This window comes from Homoserinibacter sp. GY 40078 (assembly GCF_008017545.1).
Lineage (GTDB): Bacteria > Actinomycetota > Actinomycetes > Actinomycetales > Microbacteriaceae > Homoserinibacter.
Genome location: NZ_VRTZ01000001.1, coordinates 1,145,309 through 1,161,433, shown reverse-complemented (window position 1 = coordinate 1,161,433; position 16,125 = coordinate 1,145,309). Strand labels below are relative to the sequence as shown.

Below are 16,125 nucleotides of genomic sequence, written 5' to 3'. Positions count from 1 at the left end.
TCTCACGCCGTCGGCGTGACGCCCTTGCTGAGGATCACGTTCGCCCACGTCCGCGGTTCGAGCGTGCGCAGGACGACCTGGGCCCGCGCGGCAAGCTCGTAGAACTCGGCGCGCCCCACGAACGAGGCGTCCGCCTCGCTCAGAGCTCCCGCCTCGAGGATCTCGCGCTGCACGTCGAGCAGGGGTGCGCCGCTGTCCATCATCACCGCCGCGTCGACCGTGTCGAGGTCGATCACCGAGCACACGGCGCGGACCGCCCGAGGAACGTCGACGGCGAGCGTGATGACGTGGTCGACCAAGCGGTAGGCCGGGAAGTGCGCGTCCGCGACGATCAGGCGGTCCGAGTGCCCGAGCCGATCGAGCGCGCGCAGCACGTCTCCGTCGAGCACGGGGTCGATTCCTTTGAGCACGGGGCTCCTCTCAGTCGGTGACAGTGTCGGTGACGCGGGCGACCGAGGCGCCCGCGTTGAGTCGCGGCGCGAGCAGCCGCTCGCGTGCGGGGGCGCGCTCCCCCTGGAGGAGGTCCAGGACGGTGCGTGCGGCCTCCTCGGCGATCTCGCGCATGGGCTGCTCGATGATCGTGAGCCGCGGCCTGCTGGCGCGTGCGAGATCGGTGCCGTCGAATCCGATCAGCGAGACGTCGCGCCCGAGGATCCGCCCGGACTCGTTGATGGCGATGAGCGCCCCGAGCGTCAGCTCGTAGTTCGGCGCGAAGAAGGCGGTCGGCGCGTCCGTCGGCCCGAGCACCGACGCGAGCACCGACGCGACCGCATCCCGCGCCCCGTCGACCGAGAGCGGCGCGGCGAGCGATACCCCACCGGGTCCGAGCTCGGCGAGGAACCCGTCGACGCGCGCGGCGACCGAGGAGAGCGGCGGTTCGGGCGACAGCACGAGGGCCGCCGTATGCCCGTGGCTCCGCAGATGGCGGGCGGCCAGCTGACCCGCGGCGCGGTTGTCGAGGAACACCCCGTCGACGTCCAGCCCAGGCGCCCTCCAGTCCAGGGCGACGACGGGGATCTCCCCCGCGGCGCGCGAGAGCGCGTCGACATCGTGGGGAGACGGGACGGCGACGATGCCGTCCACTCGGCGCCCGAGGAGCAGGTCGACGGTCGCCGCATCCGCCGAGGGGCTCGTCGCGACGACGACCCCGATGTTCACCTCCCGCAGCCGCTGTTCGACGCTCGCGATGATCGTCAGGTGGAAGTCGTTGTCGAGGGCGGGCAGCAGCACACCGACGGTGCGCGACTTTCCCGAGCGCAGCCCGCGCGCGATCGCGTTGGGGCGATATCCGTGGATCGCGACCGCCGCGTCGATCGCCTCGCGATTCGCGGGGCGAACGTTGCCACCATTGAAGTACTTCGAGATCGTCGCCAGCGACAGTCCGGTCGTGAGCTGGATGTCCTTGTAGCTGACCATGCGCGAACCCTCTCGGCCCGGGGACGGTGACGGCGCGCTCAGAGCGCCGGCGAGCCGTACCCCTGCCACCCGGGAATCGTGCCGTCGACGTCCCACAGGTCGAGGTACGACCCCGCCCCCGGCCAGAGGAAGACCTGCCCCTTGATCAGGCGGTTGTTGCGGTCCACGCCGCGCAGCGCCTCGATCTCCTCCGGGGTGAGCGGCGGCGCTGTCGCGGCGTCGAGATTCGAGCGGATCTGGTCGGGCTTCACCGCGAACGGAATGGGGATCTGCCCCCGACTGATCGCCCACTGCAGACACACGCTCACCGGATGCACGCCGCGGGCTTCGGCGATCGATCGGATCACGGGGTCGTCGATGTCGGAGATATCCGCCTCGGTGCGATCGCGGGCGGGACGCGACGGCGAACCGAGCGGCGAGTAGCCTACCGGCTGGATGTCGTGGTCGAGGCAGAAGCGGAAGAGCTCGGGCTGCTGGAACGTGGGGTGTAGTTCCATCTCGTTGAGGCTCGGGGCGATCCGCGCGTCGCGCAGCACGAGCCGCAACTTCGGGATCGTCATGTTCGAGGTGCCCAGGTGCCGGACGACGCCCTCGTCGACGAGCGACTCGAGGGCGCGCCAGACCGCCATGAACGCGGCGTGTGCGTACGGCCGGGCATGGGGGTCGCGATCCTCCGTCGAGGCGAAGGGCGCGTGGTGGTTGGGGAAGGGCCAGTGGATGAACACGGCGTCGAGGTAGTCGAGCCGCAGGTCGCGAAGGGAGGCACGAACGGATTCGATCGCGGCCTCGGGGCTGTGGGCGTCGTTCCACACCTTGCTCATCACGAAGAGCTCGCCCCTCGGCACACCGCCCGCGATGGCCTCGCTCAGCACCTCGCCGATCTCGGGCTCGTTGCCGTAGACGGAGGCGCAGTCGATGAGCCGGTAACCCCGGTCGATCGCCGCAGCGACGGCGCGGGAGACCTCGGCGGGGCCGTATCGGTCGGAACCGAAGGTGCCCGTGCCGATGACGGGCATGGGGGTGCCGTCTCGAAGAGGGCGTGTCGGGAGAGTGCTCATGGTGGGTCCGCCGAAAAGCGTAACGTTTCGCTTTCCGGGAGTGCAACGGCGAGCAGGATAGGCCCACGTGCGCGAAAATCCCTCGGCGGGACCTATTCCCATCGCGGGAAATGGGGGCGAGAATGGGTACCGGACGAAGGGACCATGACATGAGCGACGTGACGATACGACGCGGTCGCGGAATCCAGGTGGGACTGAACGTCGAGCGGATCATCACTGCAGCCCGGTTGCTGGATCCCCCCAGTCTCACCATCACGGCCGTGGCGGAGCAGCTCGGAGTGGACCGCAAGGCGATCAACCACCACGTGACCGACCGAGAGACACTCCTGGCCCTGGTTGCTCGTGATGCGTTCTCGACCGCGTTCTCCGGAGCGGGTGTCGCCTCGCACGCGGCCTGGCAAGACGCGTGTCGCGCGTACGCCGAGATGTTCACCGAGAGCGTCATGGCTGCGGGTGCGTTCGCAGGCCATCTCGAGTTCGACGATCTGCCCTACATGACGGTTTTTCTGGACTGCCTGGAAGTGCTTCTGTCGCGACTGCGCAATGCCGGATTCCCCGACGAGCAGGCGCTCGGGCTGCTCGCACTGCTGAGCAACATGTGCCTCGCATACGCCGCCGACATGGTCCAGAACCAACGAGAAGGTCAGCGACCTCGAGCCGTTCGGCTGAGGGACGCCCTGGCTCGCCGCGCGGCGAGCGCCTACCCGGAGCTCGCCCGCGCCTCGGCTCTCGACATCGACACCTACGGGCCGGCGCAGCTCGAGCTCACGATCGACGTCTTTCTGGCCGGAGCTGAAGCCCTCCTGACCCGCACGAATGACTCCGGTGCGACACCTCGCGCCGGCTCACCGGTCACTGACCGGTGGAATCACACAGAGGAAGAAAAATGAGAACTCACGTCGTCACAGGAGCCGCGTCGGGAATCGGCAAGGCAACGGCCGAACTCCTCCGGTCTCAGGGCCACAAAGTCATCGGCGTCGACCTTCGAGGGTCGGACATTGACGTCGACCTCGCCACGGTCGAAGGCCGGAACTCCCTCGCGGAGAAGGTCGCCGACGCATCCGGAGGGGTCATCGACTCCATCATCGCCGTCGCCGGGGTGGCGCTGCCGTCATCGACGACGGTCAAGGTGAACTACTTCGGCGCCGTCGCCACGCTCGAGAACCTGCGCCCGCTGCTCGCCAAGTCATCCGCGCCGCGTGCGGCGGTCGTCGCCTCGTTCGCGGCGCTTCAGGCGAACGACGCCGATCTGGTGAGCCATCTTCTCGCCGGCGACGAGGAGGCTGCCGTCGCCCGTGCGGACGAGTTGGTGAAACCCGAGCAGGCCGGGCTCATCTATGCATCGAGCAAGCGCGCGATCGCGGAGTGGGTGCGTACCACCGCGATCACCGACGAGTGGGCCGCCGCCGGCATCCCTCTGAACGGCGTCGGGCCAGGCGTGATCCTGACTCCGATGACGGCTCCGATGATGGAGACCGAGGAAGGTCGCGCGGCACTTCTGCAGGTCGTCCCGATGCCGCTGAACGGTCCGGCGCAGCCCGAGAAGGTCGCGGAAGTGCTGGCCTTCCTCACCGACGAAGCCAACACGCACATCACCGCTCAGATCATCTTCATCGACGGCGGAGCGGACGGGATCCTCCGCGGACCCCACATCTTCGACCCCGCCTGGTGAGAACGGGGGCGCGAACCCTCCCCTGGATCAGCACGGCACACGACCTGCTCATGCGGAGGTTGCGCACGGCCCGTTGACGGGCGGAGCCCCCGTCGTCAATGCGCGCTGCACAAGCCGGACCGCGGCGAGGCCCGCGGGCATGCCGTGGCGCTTGGCCCTAATGTCGTACCAGCGATGGACGAGTTCGATGAAGATCGGTGGTGGGCGAGGTGACGGTCGGACCGACTCGCGGGCCGACGATGGCCGACGTCGCGCGCCTGGCGGGGGTTTCCGTGCCCACGGTCTCACGCGTGATCAACGACGCCGACCACGTCACTCCCGAGAAGCGTGCGCGAGTACGTGAGGCGATCGAGCGCCTCCGCTACCGGCCGAGCGCCGCGGCCCGCACCCTGGCATCCCGCCAGTCCCGCACGATTGCCGTCGTCGCGGGCGACACGATGCAGTACGGCTACGCCGCCACCATCAGAGGCATCGAAGAAGCCGCCCGAGCCGATGGCTTCGCCGTGACGATCACGGTCATCGACAGCGCGGACGCCAGCGATGTCAGCCGAACAGCGGCCGCGGTTCAAGGTCAGGCGCCGGCCGGCATCGTGGTGCTGAAGTTCGATCCCCCGGGTGTCGCGGCCCTGGCCGAACTCCGCGATTCGGCGCCGATCGTCGCCGTGTCCGGTGTTCGCGGGCGGGACGTGCCTCAGGCGGTGCTCGACGAACTGCACGCAGCACAGGCGCTGACAGCTCATCTACTCGAGCTCGGTCACGCGACCGTGCACCACGTTCGTGTTCCTCCGTCGCGTAAAGAGGACGGGCGCACAACCGGATGGCGAGCGGCGCTTCGGGCCGCCGGCGCCGAGATCCCCGCTACCTACGATGCCAGCTGGGATCCGGAGTCCGGTCGGGAGATCGGGCACCGCATCGCGGAGGATGCGCACGTCACCGCTGTGTTCTGCGGCAACGACGAGATCGCGATGGGGGTCATCAAGGGCCTCACCGAACGAGGGCTCACGGTACCCGACGACGTGAGCGTCGCGGGCTTCGACGACCACCCGCTTGCGGCGGTCTGGAACCCCGCCCTCACCACCGCCCGACAGGATTTCGTGGCGCTCGGTCGTCGGGCGTACGGGCTGCTTCGCTCGGCGATCAGCGGCGACGAATCGGCACGGTGGTCAAGCGAACGCCCTCCCGTGATCGTTCGTGAGAGCACCGGACCAGCTCCCGGCAAGCGACGGACGCCCCTCAGCTGAGGGCGGTAACCGCGTTCCTCGTCGGGCTGGTCCCCGCTGGAGCGGGTGGCCCGGCACTTTCTCGCACGACGAGCGCCGGGCGCTGAGACGAGAGTCGAGCCGGGCCCCCCTCGATCCTCTCGACCAGCAGGTCGAAGCCGCGACCTCCCAAGTCGAAGAAGTCCTGCCGAACCGTGGTGAGAGCGGGGGTCCACAACCGCGCCAAGGGATGGTCGTCGAACCCGACGACACTCACATCCTCCGGAACGCGAAGCTCGCGGTCCTGAAGTCCACGGATCACCCCCATCGCGATCTCGTCGTTGCCGCAGAACACGGCCGTGATCTCGGGATCCGTTGCCAACTGATGGCCGATACGGCGGCCCGTGTCGGGGTTCCAATCCGCGTCCCACAGCCGGGGAACCTCCACCCCCGCCGAGCGAAGCGCACGCCGCCAGCCCGTGGTGCGCCCATCTTCGCGCCGCGACGGAGGGATCCGCACGTGATGCACCGTGCGATGGCCGAGTTGCAGCAGGTGGGTGACCAGCTCATGAGCCGCGCGGGTCTCATCGATCATCGCCTGCGCCCGACCGGGCTCTCGAAGTCCCGACAGCGCCACCGCCCGGATGTCGCCCGGAATCCGGTGGAGCGCGGCGACTCCCTGCGGGTCGAACGCCAAGACGACGACCCCTGCGATCGGCTGAGACAGGGTGGCTTCGAGAGCCGCGTCGACATCCGCGGGGTCGGCCGACTCGACGACCGTGATCATCACCGTGTATCCGGCCGATCGCGCGGCGACCTCGACGCCCCGGATGGTGTGCGCGTAGCCGTAACGCGAGGTGTCTCCCGTGATGATCGCGACGACTTCCGGGCGCCGCGACGCCAGCACGCGGGCGGCGGCGCTCGGCCGAAAGCTCAGAGCCTCGACCGCGGTCTCCACCCTGCGACGTTTCTCGTCGCTCACCGGCACCGAACCCGACAGCACCCTCGACACCGTCGGCACGGAGACGCCGGCGAGGTTCGCCACGTCGGCCATCGTGGGTGCTGTCCGGTGCGTGCCGGTTCGACCTTCCGCGCTCCTACTTGACGGCGCCACTGGTGATGCCGGAGATGATCCACCGCTGGGCGATCACGAAGGTGATGAGCAGCGGCAGGCTCATGAGGATGATGTAGGCGAAGATCAGGTGCCAGTTCTGGAGGTAGAGTCCGGCGCTCGCCACCTGGAAGAGGTTCAGCGGAAGCGTGTCGATTCGCCCACCGATGACGAACAGCGCATAGAAGACGTCATTCCAGATGTAGAGGCAGATCAGGATCGTCGCGGTCGCGAGCACAGGCACCAGCAGGGGCAGGATGACCTTGCGGAACACCTTGGCGGGCGAAGCGCCGTCCATGCGCGCCGCCTCTTCGAGCTCGATCGGGATGGTGCGCACGAATCCTGTGACGAAGAAGATCACGGTCGAGAGGTACATGCCCATGTACACCGCGATCATGCCGATCGCCGTGCCGGCCAGCCCGAGCTGGCGAAGGAGGAGCACGATCGTGACCACCGCAGGCGGCAGCACGATGCCGCTGATTGCGAGCGCATAGACGAACGCCATCAGGCGGGTGGCCCGACGGGCGAGCACCCACGACGCCATCGAACCGAGGATCAGCACGCCGGCGACCGACGGCACCATCACGAGCAGGCTGCCGAAGAACGCAGACACCATCCGCCCATCGGTGAAGACGGTGACGAGGTTGTCGGTCAGCTGCCAGTGTTCGGGCAACTGCAGGTTGGGAGTGAACGCCTCCGCTTGGTTCTTCGAGGCCGTGATGAGGACGAGCCAGAACGGGATACCGAGCAACAGCAGCGCGACGACGATGGCCGCGACGGGCTGAGCGAGACGACCCACGCTCCCCCGAGCGGAACGAATGGTGCTCATAGGACGTTCTCCCGTCGGCGCAGGAACCTGATGAGCGGGAACGCGAGGATCGCCACCATCAGGAAGAGGATCAGGCTCATGGTGTCGCTTGGGCGAACAGACCCTGGCCGAAGGTGCGGAAGATGAAGATGTTCAACAGCTCGGTGGTGCCGCCGGGGCCGCCTTCGGTCGTCGCCTGAACGATGTCGAATCCGTTCATCGAACCGAGCAACGCTGTCGCCACGTTGAAGGTCACCGCGGGGGCGAGCAGGGGGAACCGGATGCGTGCGAACGTCTCCCAGTAGCCGGCACCGTCGATCTTGGCCGCCTCTGTCACCTCAGCGCTGATGGTCTTGAGCCCCGCGAGATAGATGAGCATCGAAAGTCCCATCCATTTCCAGGCGTGGATGAGGGCGACGATCACGATCGTCCAGGTCGTGTCGCCGAGCCATGCGATCGAGACCTGGCTGCCGGTGACCGTCGACAGGATGCCGTTGAGTGCGCCCTCGGGCTTGAGCAGCGCCTGGAAGATGTAGCCCACCGCGAGCGCCGACATGATCACCGGGACGAAGAAGGCGGTGCGGACCGCGCGGTTGATGCGGGTGTCGCGCTCGAGCAGCAGCGCCAGAGCCAAGCCGAATGTGTTCTGGAAGATGGCGACCAGGATCGCGTAGATCAGGGTCACGCGAATCGCGTTCTGAAGGCTCCCGTTCGTGGCGAGTGAGACGAAGTTGTCGAATCCGACGAAACCGATCTCCGACTTGAAGCTCGACCAGTTGGTGAACGCGTAGATGAAGTTGTAGAGCGTCGGGATGACGAAGAAGACGACCAGAACGGCGAGTGCCGGAATGAGGAACCAGAGAGGGTGGTCGCGATGTGCGCCTCTCGCCTGCTGAGCGAAGAGCCGTCCCGACCTCGGCAAGCTGCGGGTGTATGCGGTCACGTGGCAAATCCTTCTCGGGGTGCGGTGGGGGCGCCGCGCGGCGACGCCCCCACCGGGTGAATCAGAAGCCCGCGGCTCCCTGTGCCTTGGCGAGCTCGGCGAACTGCGACTGTGTCGCCTCAGCGACCTCGACCGGCGTCTTCGTTCCCTGGATCATGTCAGCGAGGAAGATGTACAGGTCGGGGTTCGCGATCGCGAGCGCCTGCATGGATCCGACGGAACTTCCGAGCGAGTCGCTCACCGAGAGCAGCGCCTGGGGAACGCCGGCCGGCGTGTCCACGCCCGAAATCAGCGACACGGTGGACTGCGCCGTGACGAAGTCCGCGTATCCGTCGCCGAGCCAGTAGGAGAGCAGCTGCCGTGAAGCAGCCTCGCGCTTCGCGTCACCCGTCTTGAACGCAACGAGCGCGTTCGACTGGTCGGGGATGAAGGTGCCGACGTTGCCCGACGGGGAGATCGGGAAGAAGCCGATCGTGTCGTCGAGGGTGGCGGTGTCGGCCTTCGCCTGCAGCTGGCTGAAGAAGGAGTTCACCTGCACCACGAAGCCTGCCTTGCCTGCCAGGAGCGCGTCGCCCTGGTCTTCGAAGGTGGCCGTCTTGATGTCGTCGTTGAAAAGTCCTTCGTCGATGAGCGACTTGTACTCATCGATCGCTCCCTGAATCGTCGGGTCGGTGAACTTCTCCTTGTTCTCGTTCACGCGGTCCCAGAGACCCTCGACGGCCGCGTCGGCGAGCTGGACCTGCACCCACCACTGCGTCGCCCAGCGGTCGGCACCCATCTCGTAGAAGGGGGTGACGCCGGACTTCTTCAACGTGCGTCCGGCCGCGATGAACGAGTCCCAGTTGGTGATCGACGCCGGATCGATCCCGGCGTCGGCGAGCACCTTCTTGTTGTAGTAGACGCCTTCCACCGCGGGCGTGCTGATGAGGGTCGCGTAGCGCGTGCCGTTCAGCAGCCCGGTGATGTCGCGCAGGGCCGGCTGGTAGGAGTCGAGCCACGGAGCGCCATCGAGCGACTGCAGGTTGGTGGTGGCGTTGAGCGCCGTCAGCTGCGACGCGGTCGGCTGCCAGAACGCCAGATCCGGCTTGTCGCCGGTGGCGACCTTGGTTTGCACGCTCTGCTCGTACGGGTCGGGAATCGTGACGACGTCCACCTTCGCACCGGTCAGCTTCTCGAATCCGGATACGACGCTGTCGGGAACCGTGTTCGAGTTCTGAGCGGCCCAGATGGTGAGCGTGGTGCCGGTGAGATCCGTGTCCTGCGCCGGCCAATCGGCGGGCTGGCCTCCCCCTCCACCGTTGCCGGGGTCGCTGCACGCGGCAAGCGTGAGCGCGAGCACCGCAGCCGTGACGACGGCTGCACCGCGGAGTGCCTTCTTCATTGAAATCTCCTTCATTTACATTGTGGGTGCGACGGATCGCTGTTGGTGCGTACCTCAGACCCCAGGCGCGGGTTCGAGGCGGAACGTACGTGCCGAGACAGGTGCACTCGCGGCTCGCACAGTGAGAACCCCGGCGTTCTGGTCCCAGGTGATATCCCAGGGAGCCAACGCGGAGGGGTAGACGGTGGAAACCCTGAGGTCGCGTCCGCGGAATTGCGGAAGCGAGATCCGGGTCTCGGGTTCGGAGGCGTCGCGGTTCCAGAGCGATACGTACTCGACCTCGCCGGTTCCGCGCAGAGCCAGCGCGATCCATGCGGCATCCCACTGCGGAAGGCCGAGCGGCCACGACGGAACCGAACTGCGGACGACTTCGCGAAGCTCTGTCGCGTAGACGGCGACGGCCTCTTCGACCAGCGCACGTGAGGTGCTGCGCATGTTGTTGAGGTAACCCGAGAGGTAGAGACGACCGAGGAGTCCGGTCACCATGCAGAAAGCCACTTCCTCGTCGGTCATCTCCGGCTGCGGATACGCCCAGTTGGCTGCCTGTTCGGGAAGCATCCCGAACGGGGCCGACGCCGCGATCGGCGGAAAGAGCCGGTAGTCCTGCTGGTCGGAGGTGGACTGCATCGCGAGTCGCGAGAGCATCGCGAAGTCGCTGCGCATCGCGCCCGACGAGCAGTTCTCGATGACGAGGTCGGGGTGACGCTCGAGCAACCGGTCGAGCCACGCCAGATGTGCACGGTTGTGCTGCAGCAGGCCATCGCCGACGCTGTCGGCGTCGAGATCGGTGCCGGGCCCCGGATCGACGTTGTAGTCGAACTTGAAGAAGCCGATTCCGAACTCGTCGACGAGCCGGTCGACCACTCCGTCGAGATGCGCGATCGCCGCGGGGTGCCGCAGGTCGAGGTGATATCGGGCGTGTTCGACGAGCCGCACACCGCGCCGCTGCAGGAACGCGTCGTTGGGCAGGATGTCGGCCATCGGGCTGCGCACGCCGACGACTTCCGGCTCCAGCCACAGGCCGGGGACCATCCCCGCGTCGCGAATCGCGGTGATGACCTCGCCCAGCCCCCGGGGGAAGCGGGTCGTGGAGGGCAACCATGCTCCGACCGAGTCCCACCAGTAGCCCGAGTCGTCGTACCAGCCCGCATCGATGCAGAAGATCTCAGCGCCGACCTCGGCAGCCGCGGCGATCAACGGCAGAAGTCGATCAGTGGTGGGGTCGCCGTTCAGCGTGTTCATGTAGTCGTTGAAGACGACGGGAAGTGCGATGTTGTCGGCGCTCTGACGGCGCGCGATCCGTCGGTACCGGGTGAGATTGGCCACGACATCGTCAAGACCGGTGCCGGCGCTGACTGCGACCGGCACCGTCTCGAAGTCGTCGCCCGGCGCGAGCTCGACGAACCAGGAGCTGTCGTCATCGGTGGGGCCGGACAGCGCCAGGTAGCCGCCTCGGGTGTCCTCCCCCACCTCGGATCGCCACGCGCCGTTGTGTTCAACCTGCCAACCCCAGGCGAGGTCGTCGGACTCGAGGAATCCCTGTGGGCTCACCCGACCCGTCGACCACGTGCCGGTGGAGGTGCGAATCAGAGCGCCTCGGGGATTGTGCCCGGTGAGCTCCTCGCGCAGACGCGGGAGGGCGGATCGGAGCTCTATCCGATTCCACCGAGATTCACCGAGCCAGTCGCTCGCGCCGTCGACCAGGTCCCATCCCGCGAGGGCGCCGCCGCCGACGCCCTCGCGGGTGAACCCGGCAACCCAGCTGGCGACCGAGCGAAGACCGATCGGCGTGGAGCCGGCGTTGTGCACGCTCACCCACGATCGGAAAGCAGGTGCACCGCCGACTTGCTCAAGATGCCACGTCGCCTCGAGGTCCGACGACGCGACGTGGACGGAGAGGCGGTGGGTGCCCTCGTTCTCAAGAAGATCGTGCGCGACGTAGCGAAGGTTGGCCCCGACCTCGGTGTGGTTGAGCCGTGCGGATGCGGGAGTGTGCCCGCCGTCGACCGTCAGGATCTCCACCGCCGGCGTCGCATAGAGGTGGTGCTCAATGCCGCCGGCACGAACGGCCGACACAGCGGGCGGAAGGTCGCCTCCGAGTCGAATGACGAGTTGGACCGGCCCGACGCCCCACACGAGCTCATCGACCTGCGGCCCTACGTGGAGACTCACGTCACTCCTCATCGTCGAAGATCTTGGCGCGATCGCCGCGCAACACTTCGATTATGATAGCGCTATCAACGATTTGCGCAAGAGTGCGCCTTGTTCCCTTTCATTTACTGCTCGATAGCGTTATCAGTTCTTGCCTGACTGCGCTATCACAGCTGAAGGTGGGAACCTCGCGACGACATGACAGGTGGGCCTCGCGGGGCAGCCTCACCGGGCCCTCCGGGCACGGAGTGCGGCGATCGCACCCAGCACCGCGAAGCCGGCGGATCCGAGGAACAGCCAAGAGAAACCGGCAGTCAACGCGTCGGCCGATGCCATGCCGACCGCTTCGAGTGCCGCGGTGCGTGCCGTGGCGACGGAGGCGAGGATGGCGAGGCCGAGCGCGCCCCCGATCTGCTGGCTGGTGTTGATGAGTCCGCCGGCGAGGCCGGCTTCGGCGTCGTCGACCCCGTCGACTGCGAGTTGCGTGGCCGTGACGAATGCCGCGCCCAGGCCGACACCGATCAGCACGCTCGGGCCGAGGATGCTCCGCACGAAGTCGGCGTCGCTGGGTGATGCCGCGAGCCAGACCAGGCCGCCGGCGAGCACGACGAGGGAACCCATCAGGGTGCCCTTCACCCCGAACCTGCCGACGATCCCCGGGGTGACGCCCGCGACGATCACGAGCGCGCCCGCGAGAGGGAGCTGGGTGAGGCCCGTCGTGAGAGCGTCGTAGCGGAGCACAGCCTGCATGTACACGGAGAGGGCGAAGAACAGCGCGACCATCGCTGCACCGATGAAGAGCATGGCGAGATTGCCGGCGGCCAGGTTCCGCGTGCGAAAGACCGACAGCGGAACCAGAGGGTTGGGACTGCGGCGTTCGATGAGCACGAATGCGATGGCGAGAATGATCGCCGTGGCGCCGAGTCCGATCGTGATCGGGTGGATGAAGCCGACCTGCTCGACGGCGCTGAGCGCTCCGACCATCGCGACCAGGGCACCTGTGACCGCGGCGGCTCCGGGGTAGTCGAGTCGGGACGGAGTTCCGATCTGGTCTCGGGTGATGAGCATCGGGATCAGCACGAGCACCAATGCGCCCACCGGGACGTTGACGAAGAACACGGCCTGCCAGCCGATCGCCGCCGTCAAGACACCCCCGAGCAGGACCCCGGCCGCCGACCCGATGCCCGCGACACCGGCCCAGATGGAGAGAGCCTTGGTGCGATCGGCGGCCACAGGAAACAGCTGAGTCACGAGTGCGAGCGCCGCCGGCGCAAGCAGGGCCGCTGATGCTCCCTGCGCAGCCCTGGCGCCAAGCAGCATGCCACTGCTGACAGAGAGACCGGCGAGCAGCGAGGCTCCCGAGAAGCCGAACACGCCGATGAGAAAGAGCCTGCGGTGCCCGTAGCGGTCGGCCAGCCTGCCCCCCAGGAGCAGGAGCCCCCCGAACGGCAGGACGTAGGCGGTGATCACCCACGCGAGCGCCACGGTGTCCATTCCCAACTGGGCCCCGACCTCCGGCAACGCGATGTTGACGATCGAGGCGTCAAGCACGACCAGGAACTGGGCGAGGGCCAGGACCGACAGCGCAATCCAGCGGTGGCGACTTCTCTCGGCCTGGTCCCCTTTGCGGGCCGCGGAACCATCCGCTGCGGTGGCTTTCACATTCATGACACTTCTCCTTCAGGCGGGTATTGAGAGAGTGACTGACCACTCACTCTTTGCGGCACAGGAATTGGCGCCGCGATGGATCGGGCATGGGGCTAGTCGGGATGGCGGATGCCGTGGGAGAGAATCGCCGCCCACGACTCCGGGACCTCATCGATGTGTGCCGTCACGATCAAGTGGCACAGCTGGCCGTAGGCGATGAATCGCTGCACGGCGTCGTCGCTGCCACCTGAGCGACTCTGGGCGAACCCGGTCACCTTCGCGAGGCCGGCGCGAAGCGCCTCCCCGATCTCAGGAATCTCGGCGACGGATTGCGCATGCACCTGGAGCAGCAGCAAGGTGCGGTCCGCGATCAGCTCGGCATACGCCGCTCCCATCTCGAACAGGATGGAGTCGGCATTCTGCTCGGGCGCTCGGTCGGCGCCCTCCTCGAGTGCCGCCAGCACCTGCTCGAAGCAACTCTCGAGAGCCGCCACGAAGAGCCGCTCCTTGCTCGGAAACAGCTTGAAGACGTATGCCGGCGAGATCTTCGCCTCACGACCCACGTCGGCGATCGTCGTCCCGTGGAACCCCCCGCGAGCGAATTCGCGCACCGCAGCAGCGGCGACAAGTGGCCTCCGCGCATCCGCGGTCGAGAGGACCGAACTCCGATTCGACATGAGAGTGACTGTACACTCACTCTTCCGTGGGCGCAATCTGCTCGGAGTCGCCTCGGGCCCTTCGACGCCGTGATCATGCTGCTCTTCACGACGGGCACCTTTACTAGTGGCGCTGATCAATTGCTTGAGAAACCTGGGCTAGTTTCGATGAACGGCGAGCAGCTGGCCGCCTTCCTCGCGGATGCCGGCGTTGGCATTGATGCGAATACCGTCGAGTTCGACGCGGCGCAATTCAAGGTTGAACTCGATGTCAACGCGCCCAATCCGCGGGCCGCGGAGTGAAGGCGGCACCCACGGTAGTGGGATAAGTATGCGCCCCTGTGCCCCTGGAGGGACTCGAACCCCCAACCCTTTCCTTAGGACGGAACTGCTCTTCCATTGAGCTACAGAGGCTGACCGCTCGAGTCTATCGAGCCGTCGCTACGGCCTCGGTGCGTCGGAGCAGGAGCGCGCGAAGAGCGAGCACATACGCCACCGTGGAGGCGGCGGAGATCCCAGCCGCCCACCCGCTGCCCGCAGGCGTCACGAACAGCAGCGCCGACCCCGCCGCAAGAGGAACCGCAGAACCCCCAGCGAACAGGTTCACGCATCCGCGATGCCCACCGATCCACCGCGCTCCCACGAAGACGCAGACTGTGCCCGAGACCCACGCGGCCAGGATCGACCCGAGCGACAACATGATCCAACGTCCGGCGAACTCAGCGATCGCAACGACATCCGACAGCTGCATACCCACCCCGATGAGCGCAGACGAGACGAACCCCACAAAGCCCAGCGTCAGCAGCAGCGCCGCCGACCACGAGAAGCCTCGGATGACAACCGACGGGAATACTCGGGGGTTGACCATATGGCTAGATTACCCAGCCAGTGGAACCCTCTGAGCGCCGAACTACGCGGGCGGGGGCGAGAGGTAGATCGCGTCGCTCGGCTGGATGATGCGCTGGCCGTAGATGTTGGGGCCCCAGTTGTACTCCTCGACCACGACGGAGCCGTCGTCGAGAACACCGGACACGTACGCGACGTGGTTCTGGCCGGGGAACCAAGCGACCCATCCGGGGCTCGGCTCGTTGCTGATCGGCCAGCCGTGCTTCTCCCACTGGCGCTTCCAGGAGTACGCGCTGCCGGAGCCCGGCGTGAGCGTCGACCAGGTCCACTTGAACGGCGCACTCGTGGATCCTGCGTCGCGGTTCAGGCGCCAGGCCACGAAGTCGACGCACTCGCGGTAGAAGTAGTTGAGGGGCGAAAGGCCGCCGCCCTGACCGCGCGTGAGCTCAGCCGCCCACGGGTAGTCGTCGCCCATCTCCTTCGCGCCCGACGCGACATACGCCTCGAGGTTCTGCTGACGAACCGCATCTTGATACAGACGCCGAAGGTCGGTGGCGCTCGTCGCGCTGTAGTCGTCGCGCTCGTCGCCGGCGACCGACTTCGCGTCGACCTCGGATTCGTCGAGGGCGAGCACCTGAGCCGACACGGGCGCCGCGTCGTCGAGGGTGCCCGCGTAATCGTTCGACGCGTAGGCGGGAAGAGTCAAGGAGGCGAACAGTCCGCCCACGAGCACCATCGTTCCGGCCGCGGTGAGCCGCTGACGCACGGGACGCTTCGAGCTGCCGCTCGCAACCGCAGCCGAACGCGGAGCCCGCGGAGAGGATGCGGACCTCCGAGCAGCGGCGGGAGGCGGCGTCGGCTGCTGGAACGTCGAGAACGGAGCCGCGACGGTCGGCAGAGGCGCAGGCGGCGCGACGACGGGAACGGCGGATACCGGAGAAACCTGCACTGCGGGTGCCGGAACCGCGGGGGCGATCGGGACGGCGGATGCGGGAGACACCTGCACCGCGGCGACCTGACCGGCCCCGCCCAACTGCGCCTCACGCTCGGCCGCCTCACGCGCGATCCGCAACGACCGACGCGAGGGGTACTCGACATTCGTCGGAGCGCCCTCAACTGACGCAGCGAGGGTCTCGTTGTCAGTCACGTGGTTCGGTTCTCCGGGTTGCAAAGGACCCAGTCGACGTTACGCGAGATCACCGCGAATGTCACGTCTTGGTAACGCCCGAGTTGACAG

General features: G+C 67.2%; 16 protein-coding genes and 1 tRNA gene. 4 read left to right on the top strand and 13 right to left on the bottom strand.

Going from position 1 to position 16,125, the window contains the following annotated elements:
• Nucleotides 1-2: 2 nt before the first annotated feature.
• The 3 genes from FVQ89_RS05630 to FVQ89_RS05620 are packed head-to-tail and all read right to left on the bottom strand — an operon-like array spanning nt 3 to nt 2,432.
• Nucleotides 3-410: an RbsD/FucU domain-containing protein gene (locus FVQ89_RS05630; RefSeq protein ID WP_187264921.1), complete on the bottom strand. Its 408-nt coding sequence runs from the start codon at nt 408-410 to the stop codon at nt 3-5.
• A gap of 10 nt (nt 411-420) precedes the next feature.
• On the bottom strand, nt 421-1,416 hold the full coding sequence (locus FVQ89_RS05625) for a LacI family DNA-binding transcriptional regulator (protein ID WP_147900887.1): 996 nt from the start codon (nt 1,414-1,416) through the stop codon (nt 421-423).
• A 38-nt stretch (nt 1,417-1,454) separates the two neighbouring features.
• Nucleotides 1,455-2,432: an aldo/keto reductase gene (locus FVQ89_RS05620; protein ID WP_147900886.1), complete on the bottom strand. Its 978-nt coding sequence runs from the start codon at nt 2,430-2,432 to the stop codon at nt 1,455-1,457.
• Nucleotides 2,433-2,623: 191 nt separating this feature from the next.
• Here FVQ89_RS05620 and FVQ89_RS05615 point away from each other — a divergent pair, with 191 nt between their 5' ends.
• From FVQ89_RS05615 to FVQ89_RS05605, 3 genes are all read left to right on the top strand, one after another.
• Entirely contained in the window at nt 2,624-3,364 is a 741-nt protein-coding gene (locus FVQ89_RS05615) for a TetR/AcrR family transcriptional regulator C-terminal domain-containing protein (RefSeq protein ID WP_187264920.1), read from the top strand.
• Nucleotides 3,361-4,146, top strand: coding sequence for an SDR family oxidoreductase (locus FVQ89_RS05610; protein WP_147900884.1), 786 nt, complete (start codon nt 3,361-3,363; stop codon nt 4,144-4,146). The genes FVQ89_RS05615 and FVQ89_RS05610 overlap by 4 nt, the downstream gene beginning before the upstream one ends.
• A 200-nt stretch (nt 4,147-4,346) precedes the next feature.
• Nucleotides 4,347-5,387 (top strand): LacI family DNA-binding transcriptional regulator, encoded by a 1,041-nt coding sequence (locus FVQ89_RS05605; protein WP_255513441.1) that lies wholly within the window; start codon nt 4,347-4,349, stop codon nt 5,385-5,387.
• Here the strand turns inward: FVQ89_RS05605 and FVQ89_RS05600 are convergent.
• The 7 genes from FVQ89_RS05600 to FVQ89_RS05570 form a co-directional block, all read right to left on the bottom strand.
• Nucleotides 5,380-6,399: a substrate-binding domain-containing protein gene (locus tag FVQ89_RS05600; RefSeq protein WP_147900883.1), complete on the bottom strand. Its 1,020-nt coding sequence runs from the start codon at nt 6,397-6,399 to the stop codon at nt 5,380-5,382. The genes FVQ89_RS05605 and FVQ89_RS05600 overlap by 8 nt on opposite strands.
• Before the next feature lie 43 nt (nt 6,400-6,442).
• The gene (locus FVQ89_RS05595; protein WP_147900882.1) at nt 6,443-7,285 is read right to left on the bottom strand and encodes a carbohydrate ABC transporter permease; all 843 of its coding nucleotides are present in this window, start codon (nt 7,283-7,285) and stop codon (nt 6,443-6,445) included.
• A 76-nt stretch (nt 7,286-7,361) separates the two neighbouring features.
• The gene (locus FVQ89_RS05590) at nt 7,362-8,207 is read right to left on the bottom strand and encodes a carbohydrate ABC transporter permease (RefSeq protein WP_255513440.1); all 846 of its coding nucleotides are present in this window, start codon (nt 8,205-8,207) and stop codon (nt 7,362-7,364) included.
• Between the two features lie 61 nt (nt 8,208-8,268).
• Complete coding sequence (locus FVQ89_RS05585; protein ID WP_147900881.1) at nt 8,269-9,588, bottom strand: ABC transporter substrate-binding protein; 1,320 nt, start codon at nt 9,586-9,588, stop codon at nt 8,269-8,271.
• 54 nt (nt 9,589-9,642) lie between these two features.
• On the bottom strand, nt 9,643-11,760 hold the full coding sequence (locus tag FVQ89_RS05580) for a glycoside hydrolase family 36 protein (RefSeq protein WP_255513439.1): 2,118 nt from the start codon (nt 11,758-11,760) through the stop codon (nt 9,643-9,645).
• Nucleotides 11,761-11,964: 204 nt separating this feature from the next.
• On the bottom strand, nt 11,965-13,407 hold the full coding sequence (locus FVQ89_RS05575) for an MFS transporter (RefSeq protein WP_147900879.1): 1,443 nt from the start codon (nt 13,405-13,407) through the stop codon (nt 11,965-11,967).
• A 92-nt stretch (nt 13,408-13,499) separates the two neighbouring features.
• Entirely contained in the window at nt 13,500-14,063 is a 564-nt protein-coding gene (locus tag FVQ89_RS05570; RefSeq protein ID WP_147900878.1) for a TetR/AcrR family transcriptional regulator, read from the bottom strand.
• A 75-nt stretch (nt 14,064-14,138) separates the two neighbouring features.
• On the opposite strand from FVQ89_RS05570, the gene FVQ89_RS05565 reads away from it, so the two are divergent.
• Nucleotides 14,139-14,345: a hypothetical protein gene (locus FVQ89_RS05565; RefSeq protein ID WP_147900877.1), complete on the top strand. Its 207-nt coding sequence runs from the start codon at nt 14,139-14,141 to the stop codon at nt 14,343-14,345.
• A 39-nt stretch (nt 14,346-14,384) separates the two neighbouring features.
• On the opposite strand, the gene FVQ89_RS05560 is transcribed toward FVQ89_RS05565, so the two are convergent.
• The 3 genes from FVQ89_RS05560 to FVQ89_RS05550 form a co-directional block, all read right to left on the bottom strand.
• A tRNA-Arg gene (locus tag FVQ89_RS05560) sits at nt 14,385-14,456 on the bottom strand.
• Between the two features lie 13 nt (nt 14,457-14,469).
• Entirely contained in the window at nt 14,470-14,910 is a 441-nt protein-coding gene (locus FVQ89_RS05555) for a hypothetical protein (protein WP_147900876.1), read from the bottom strand.
• A gap of 42 nt (nt 14,911-14,952) precedes the next feature.
• A complete protein-coding gene (locus tag FVQ89_RS05550; protein WP_147900875.1) occupies nt 14,953-16,035 on the bottom strand; it encodes a CHAP domain-containing protein in 1,083 nt (360 codons plus the stop codon).
• Nucleotides 16,036-16,125: the final 90 nt, after the last annotated feature.